This is a genomic window from Kitasatospora sp. NPDC127121, from assembly GCF_042677305.1.
Taxonomy (GTDB): Bacteria; Actinomycetota; Actinomycetes; order Streptomycetales; family Streptomycetaceae; genus Kitasatospora.
In genome coordinates this window covers 1-5,813 of the sequence record NZ_JBHXTQ010000151.1, presented here as the reverse complement: position 1 = coordinate 5,813, position 5,813 = coordinate 1, and the positions used below count along the sequence as shown (strand labels likewise).

At 70.3% G+C, this 5,813-nt stretch carries 7 protein-coding genes; 2 read left to right on the top strand and 5 right to left on the bottom strand.

Annotated features, from left to right (window positions below):
* Positions 1–132: 132 nt before the first annotated feature.
* From ACFVHI_RS36855 to ACFVHI_RS36840, 4 genes are all read right to left on the bottom strand, one after another.
* On the bottom strand, positions 133–1,365 hold the full coding sequence (locus tag ACFVHI_RS36855) for a cupin domain-containing protein (RefSeq protein WP_380346405.1): 1,233 nt from the start codon (positions 1,363–1,365) through the stop codon (positions 133–135).
* Positions 1,366–1,530: 165 nt separating this feature from the next.
* A complete protein-coding gene (locus ACFVHI_RS36850; protein WP_331742852.1) occupies positions 1,531–1,686 on the bottom strand; it encodes a hypothetical protein in 156 nt (51 codons plus the stop codon).
* 60 nt (positions 1,687–1,746) lie between these two features.
* Positions 1,747–2,781: a hypothetical protein gene (locus ACFVHI_RS36845; RefSeq protein WP_380346403.1), complete on the bottom strand. Its 1,035-nt coding sequence runs from the start codon at positions 2,779–2,781 to the stop codon at positions 1,747–1,749.
* A gap of 220 nt (positions 2,782–3,001) precedes the next feature.
* Positions 3,002–3,580 (bottom strand): hypothetical protein, encoded by a 579-nt coding sequence (locus ACFVHI_RS36840; protein WP_380346401.1) that lies wholly within the window; start codon positions 3,578–3,580, stop codon positions 3,002–3,004.
* Between the two features lie 151 nt (positions 3,581–3,731).
* On the opposite strand from ACFVHI_RS36840, the gene ACFVHI_RS36835 reads away from it, so the two are divergent.
* On the top strand, positions 3,732–4,403 hold the full coding sequence (locus ACFVHI_RS36835; protein WP_380346399.1) for a hypothetical protein: 672 nt from the start codon (positions 3,732–3,734) through the stop codon (positions 4,401–4,403).
* Positions 4,404–4,691: 288 nt separating this feature from the next.
* Here the strand turns inward: ACFVHI_RS36835 and ACFVHI_RS36830 are convergent, their stop codons facing one another.
* Complete coding sequence (locus ACFVHI_RS36830) at positions 4,692–5,177, bottom strand: MarR family winged helix-turn-helix transcriptional regulator (protein WP_063351792.1); 486 nt, start codon at positions 5,175–5,177, stop codon at positions 4,692–4,694.
* 290 nt (positions 5,178–5,467) lie between these two features.
* Between ACFVHI_RS36830 and ACFVHI_RS36825 the strand changes: the two genes are divergently transcribed.
* The coding region (locus ACFVHI_RS36825) for an MFS transporter (RefSeq protein ID WP_380346397.1) at positions 5,468–5,813 on the top strand (346 nt) is incomplete at its 3' end.

Genomic DNA, 5,813 nt, shown 5'->3' with positions numbered 1-5,813 from the left:
CCCCTATAACTACCCCCCAAAATCGCCGGCCGCGTCAGTTGTTAAAAAGCCACTGGGGGGGGATCGGTGTGAGCCGCGGGGCAGGGCCGTGCGGCGCCGGCCCTGCCCGGCACCCGGTCGGCAGTCCGTCCGTCAGGACAGGGTGAGGAATCCTTCGCGGACCAGCGTGCGCACGAGCAGCAGGCAGCCCGGCTGGTCCAGACCACCGGGGATCGAGCCGGCGGTGAACCCCTGCCCGTCGCTCTCCGTCACGAACCTGACCTCATCGGCCACGTGGACCGGCAACTGGATGGTCTTGCTGTGGAACTCGAGCTCGATGACCTCCTCGCCGAGTGCCACGCTCCACCGCAGACCCGGACGACGCCGCACCCGGGTGTCGAGGTCCAGCCGCGGCAGGCTCTCCAGGTCGCCCAGGTGACCGCGGAGCGTCACCGGCGCGAGCGAGGTCGTCTGCTTCACGGCCCTGGCCGTCATCTCCTGGGGCGAGAGCCGGGCGGCGAGCGCATCGATCAGTTCGGCGAAGACGTCCTCGGCCTGCTCCTGGAGGTGCTTGTCGTTGGCGAATCCGAGGGGCATGCTCCTGCGGAACCGCTCGTCCCCCTCGAAGACCTCCCGGACCGCGTCGCTGATCAGCGCGGGTATCAGGACCGGGTGGACACCGAAGGTGAGGTGCATCGACGCGGCGTCGTTGGACGTCGCGGCGTGGATGGTGCCACGGGGCAGGTAGAGGAGGCTGCCCGGCTGGAGGTCGAACTCCTCCTCGACCTCCGGCACCTCGCCGGAGTGGTCGTACCTCTGACCCTCCAACGGCAGCGCGTACGGCGCCCCGTACAGCCGCCAGCGCTTGCTGCCGTACGCCTGCATCACGATCACGTCGTGGCTGTCGTAGTGCGGGTCGAATCCGCGGGCCTGCCCGCCGGGGGTGAGGTACACGTTCACCTGGAACCTGGCGTTGACCTCGGCGCTCAGCATCGAGGTGAAACGCGCCAACGGCTCCCAGCGGCGTTCGAGGGCGTTCAGGATGACGGTCGAGCCGGACCGGTACCGCTCGTACAGCGCCTCCAGCCGGCTGGCGGTCATGTTGCGGCCGGGAGCACCCAGCTCGGACACCGGGGTTTCCTCGCCCTCGCGGATGACCCGGACGTTCCCGAAGTCCGGGCCGGACTGGCCCAGCACCCGGTCCACGTCGTCGAGCGTCAGGAGATCCGCGAAGCGCTCGGGGTCGTTCCTCGGAATGTGCAGCGGCCTGCGCTCCCAGTACTCGTCGCGGAACGTCGGAAGGGACACCGGGTGGAGAAGGCGGGAGAGGTCGGAGGAAGGCCGTCCATCGGGCTCGGCCCCCACCCGGTCCGTCAGAGAAGTCATCGAGATCTCGTGTCTCCTAACAGAGGTCGGCCGGCCCTGCTGGCGCGGTGACCGGCAGCCATGTCGTCCTTGGCGTTCTTGCCGTCCTTCGGGGAGGGGGCACGCCGGGAGCGCGGCCCCTCCCCGGCCCGTGAGACTTCTCGGACGGGCTCTGCTCAGGCGAGGTCAGTCGGTGTCGTCGATGAAAAAGTCCTTATGACCGGAGTCGTTGTTGTTGTTGTCGTCCGCGGGCCCGAAGCTGATGTCATCGGGCGTGATGGCCGTTTCCACGTCCGGAGCGCGCACGACGACGATGTCGGCCGGGTCGAGGCTGTGTGTCACATGAACTCCCTTCTGAGAGCCGGTGGAAGCTTCAGCGTGGGATCCGCGGTGATTGTCCGTCTACAGGAGGGCGCGAAGGCCCAGGTGAGTGGCGGACAACCCGAGGCGGCCGCGGACAGCGGAGGGGGAGAGCGGGATCCGAGGTTGTCCGCGCCGATCCCGGCCGGACTCCGGACAACCCTCCGAGCACGCCGGTTGTCGTCCGCCCGGCTGTGCGCGGCGGAGCATCAGCGCGGTACGGGCGGGTCCGGATACGGAACCTCTACCGCGAACCCTGTCGGCACGGCGTTCGTCCGGGGGAGTCGTCCTCGTCCCGCGCCGGTGATCACTATCGTGCTGGTCCTGCCCGCCGCCTGCGGTGGACGCCTCCCGGTCGGAGGCGCCCACCGCAGGCGGCGTCGGGCACCGAACCCGGTCGCCAGAGCGGTTGTGACGATGCGTCAGTCCGTCGTCGGGGAACAGGTCGGACACGAGGGGGATGAAGCAGGAGTTGCGGCCGAACACCACCCGGCTCTCGCCGTCCACCTCCACGCCCACCACCTCGTCGTAGCGGACATAGCAGACCGTGCCGCCGGGCTGGTGCATCCACAGTCCCGACTCATCGACCACCAGGCGTATCCGGCGGGCGTTGGAGGAGAACAGTCGGGCGAGCAGGGGCGGCCGGAACGTCCCTCCGACGGTGGGCAGTTGACGGTCGGTGCCGCAGGAGTACTTCGGGAGCGGGGTGCCGTCCGGCTGCCGCACGTCCGGCTCGGTCCCGCACGGGACCACCAGCAGTGCCGTGCGGAGGGCTCCCGCGAGCGCCTCCCGGGCCTGGTCCGGGGTCACCCGGGTCAGGCTGTCGAGCCGGGTGTCGGCGTCCCGGTACTCGCCGCCGAAGAGCAACTCGACTGCCGCCTCGCGGAGTTCGAATGGTGTCGACCGCGGGTCCTGGAAGGCCTGGGCCCTGTCCGGCCGGACAGGACCTGGCGGACGGCGGCCAGCTCCGTCCAGGAACCCGACCACCTGCTCGGGCCGTCCGGAACAGGTGAACTCGGTCGCGGTCAGCCCCGCCGAGGCGTTGTGCTCGTGGTGCAGGCGGGGCAGCGTGCCCATCGCCAGATGCTCCACCAGATGGGTCACCCCCAGCGTGCGGAACGACTCGTCCCGGGCCCCGCACCCGAATACCAGGGCGGCCTTCAGCGGGCCGGGTGCTTCCGCCCACAGAACAACGCGCCGATCGCCTCGAAACGCCGAAGTCAGGAATCCCGAGTCCGTCTCGGGGTGGTGTGCGTGCCGGGTGCGGTCACGGCAGCGTCCGGCCGCACCCGGCCTGTCAGTGCTGTTGGGCGGCGATGACCACGAAGCTCACCACCACGATGACGATTCCGGCGAGGACCCCGACGACGGTGGGGGAGACGCGGTCCCGCAGGCTCCGTGCGGGCCGGATCCGCGTGTCCTGGTGGGTGCTGAGCTCCCACCAGTTGAGGACCCGCTGGACGTCCACGTCGAAGTCGGGCCTCGGGTAGGTGGAGCTGTCCTGGAGGCCGGGCAGTGAGCGCCGCCGGCCGCCCGCGAGGAATATCCGGGCCGCGCGCGAGTTCCCGTACTGGCGGTTCTTGGTCTCGCGGACGTCGACCCACCTGATGTCCTGCCAGGCGTGGGTGCGGCCGCGCCCGAGGCCCCAGCAGATGGTGACCCCGTCGGCCCCCACCCGGCTCCAACTCCGTTGGACCATCAGCGCCAAGGGGGCGACGATCACGATGGTTGCGCCCACCATCCAGCAGGTGGCCACGGCGCCGAGGCGGTAGGCGCCGAACGCCACCTGAATGACCAGTAGGGCACCGAGTAGCGCGAGACGCGTGTACTTCGCGTGTCCGTACAGGTCCTTCCCGCGAAAGATCAATTCGTTCACGGCTCGCACACTACGTCCCGACGCCCCCCACGTGAAGTGGCTTTCGGGGACGGCTGCGCGAAGTGGGCGTCCCGGCGGTCGACGGCCGGGGCCGGAGGCGTCAACAGGACCGGCGGACAGGGGCGGTGAGGGCGAGTGCTACCGTCGGGCCGTGATCATGCGGGGGGATGACGGAGCGGCACGGCAGGTTCTTCGCTGGCACCGGCAGAGCGTGTTGCTGGGTGCCGGCTATCTGATCGCGGCGGGGATCGAGCTCATCGGTGTGGCCCTCTCCGGGAAGCCGTATCTGGTGGTCAGCGTGATCGTCGCGGTCATGCTGCCGATCCTCTGCGGCGGCTATCTGACGGTGCGTAACAGCGGCGCGGCCACTCGGATGGCCGAGGCGTCGGGTCGGCCCGTGGCGCCGGGTACCGCGTGGGGCGCGATGACCTTCGTGCTCGTGATGCTGGCGCTGTGCGGCTCTGCGACGGTGGTCCGCCAGGTGCGCGACAACGTGGCGATGGACACCCGGACGACGGCCACCGTCACCAGTTGCAACGAAGTGAGCAGGAACCCGCACTGCGGGGGCCACTGGACGGTCGACGGCCGCACCTACTCGGGGAACCGGCTGGCAGGAATGGTGGCGCTCGGCACGGTGGTCGAGGTCCGGTTCGCGCCCGGGGACCCGACCCGAGCGGTGCCCGCCGACGAGTCGGTCACCCCGGTGTCCATCGCGGGCGGCATCGTGGTCGTCTGCTGCCTGATCGGCCTGGTGCCGACGGGGCTGGGCGAATGGCGGGCCGGACGCGCGATGCTGACCGAGGCCCGTCAGCCGGCCCTGTGAAGCGACCGCACCACGCCCTGCCGGCGGGCGAGCCGCCGGCGGGGCCGGTCCGTCGAAGCGGCCCTCACCTGCGGGGATGAGGCGCGCACGCTCACGGCAGCGCGCCGGTGTTCGGCGAGGCGCCGGCCCTCGTCGAACACCGGCGCACCGCTGAGGGCGAAGCGGCACCTGTACGCGGGACGCGGGAGCGCGGCAGGAGGCGTGGGGGCGTAGCGGACGCGCCCGAGCGGAAGTAGTCAGCACGAAGCCCCGGGACCGTCTTGGCGAGGTTCCGGGGCTTCGTCGTGCTCAGCGCGTGGCGGCGGGCTCCGGGAGCCGTCGCGACGTGTTCATCTCCTCGACGGTGGCGACCAGCGGGGCCAGCTCGGGGTTCTTGGCGGCCTCGTCCAGCGCCTCCCGGAGGGCGGACTCGTTGGTCGGCCTGGCCGCTTCCAGGAGCTCCAGGCCGGGCCCGGTCACGTCGGTGTAGATGCCGCGGCGGTCGGTCGCGCAGAGGTAGCGCGAGAGCAGGCCGCGGTCCTCCAGCCGGGTGACGAGGCGGGTGGTGGCGCTCTGGCTGAGCACGACCGCGTCAGCGACCTGCTTCATCTGCAGGTGCCCGCCCTCACCGTCGTGCTGGCGGCTGAGCACGTCGAGCAGCGAGTACTCGCGCACGCTCAGGTCGTGCTCGGCCTGGAGGGTGCGCTCGATGTGCGCCTCGATCCGGCCGGCCAGGAGGTAGAGGGCGGCCCAGCCGTTGGCGAGGGCGGTCAGCGCGGGGTCCGTGGCGGTCATCGGCGTGGCTCCTTCCGGGTGCGACGCCCTCAAGGATAAGCCCTTGCATAAAATATCGGCCAGCGCACATATCCAGCTTGTGCAAGCATTGCTCTCTGTGGCGCCGGGATGCCCGATCGGTCCAGGTGGGGCCGGGATCGGCGCGATCCCGACCCCGTCCGCGCCGCACGTTCGCCGCTATCGCCCACCACCAGCGACAGGTGAATGCCCGCACTTGCACTTAGCCCGCGCGTGCAACTATTGTTTGAGCACGTAAGGCGCAACAGCAATCGTATGGAAGGCAGCACACCATGCCTCTCGCGCTCCTAGCCCTGGCCATCGGGGCTTTCGGGATCGGTACGACCGAGTTCGTGGTCATGGGCCTGCTGCCCGAGATCGCCGGCGACTACGGGGTGTCCATCCCCTCCGCCGGGCTCCTGGTCACCGGTTACGCGATCGGCGTCGTCATCGGCGCTCCGCTGATGGCGGTGCTCGGCACCCGGATCGGCCGCAAGACGATGCTCATGATCCTCATGGGCCTGTTCGTGGCGGGGAACCTGCTCTCCGCCGTGGCACCGACCATGGGAGTGATGCTCGTCGGCCGCATCGTGACCTCCCTCGCCCATGGCGCGTTCTTCGGCATCGGCTCGGTGGTCG

Excerpts from the sequence above, each read along its gene's own strand:
- ACFVHI_RS36855 (WP_380346405.1), bottom strand. The coding sequence starts at position 1,365 with ATGACTTCTCTGACGGACCGGGTGGGGGCCGAGCCCGATGGACGGCCT.
- ACFVHI_RS36845 (WP_380346403.1), bottom strand. The coding sequence starts at position 2,781 with ATGGGCACGCTGCCCCGCCTGCACCACGAGCACAACGCCTCGGCGGGG.
- ACFVHI_RS36830 (WP_063351792.1), bottom strand. The coding sequence starts at position 5,177 with ATGACCGCCACGGACCCCGCGCTGACCGCCCTCGCCAACGGCTGGGCC.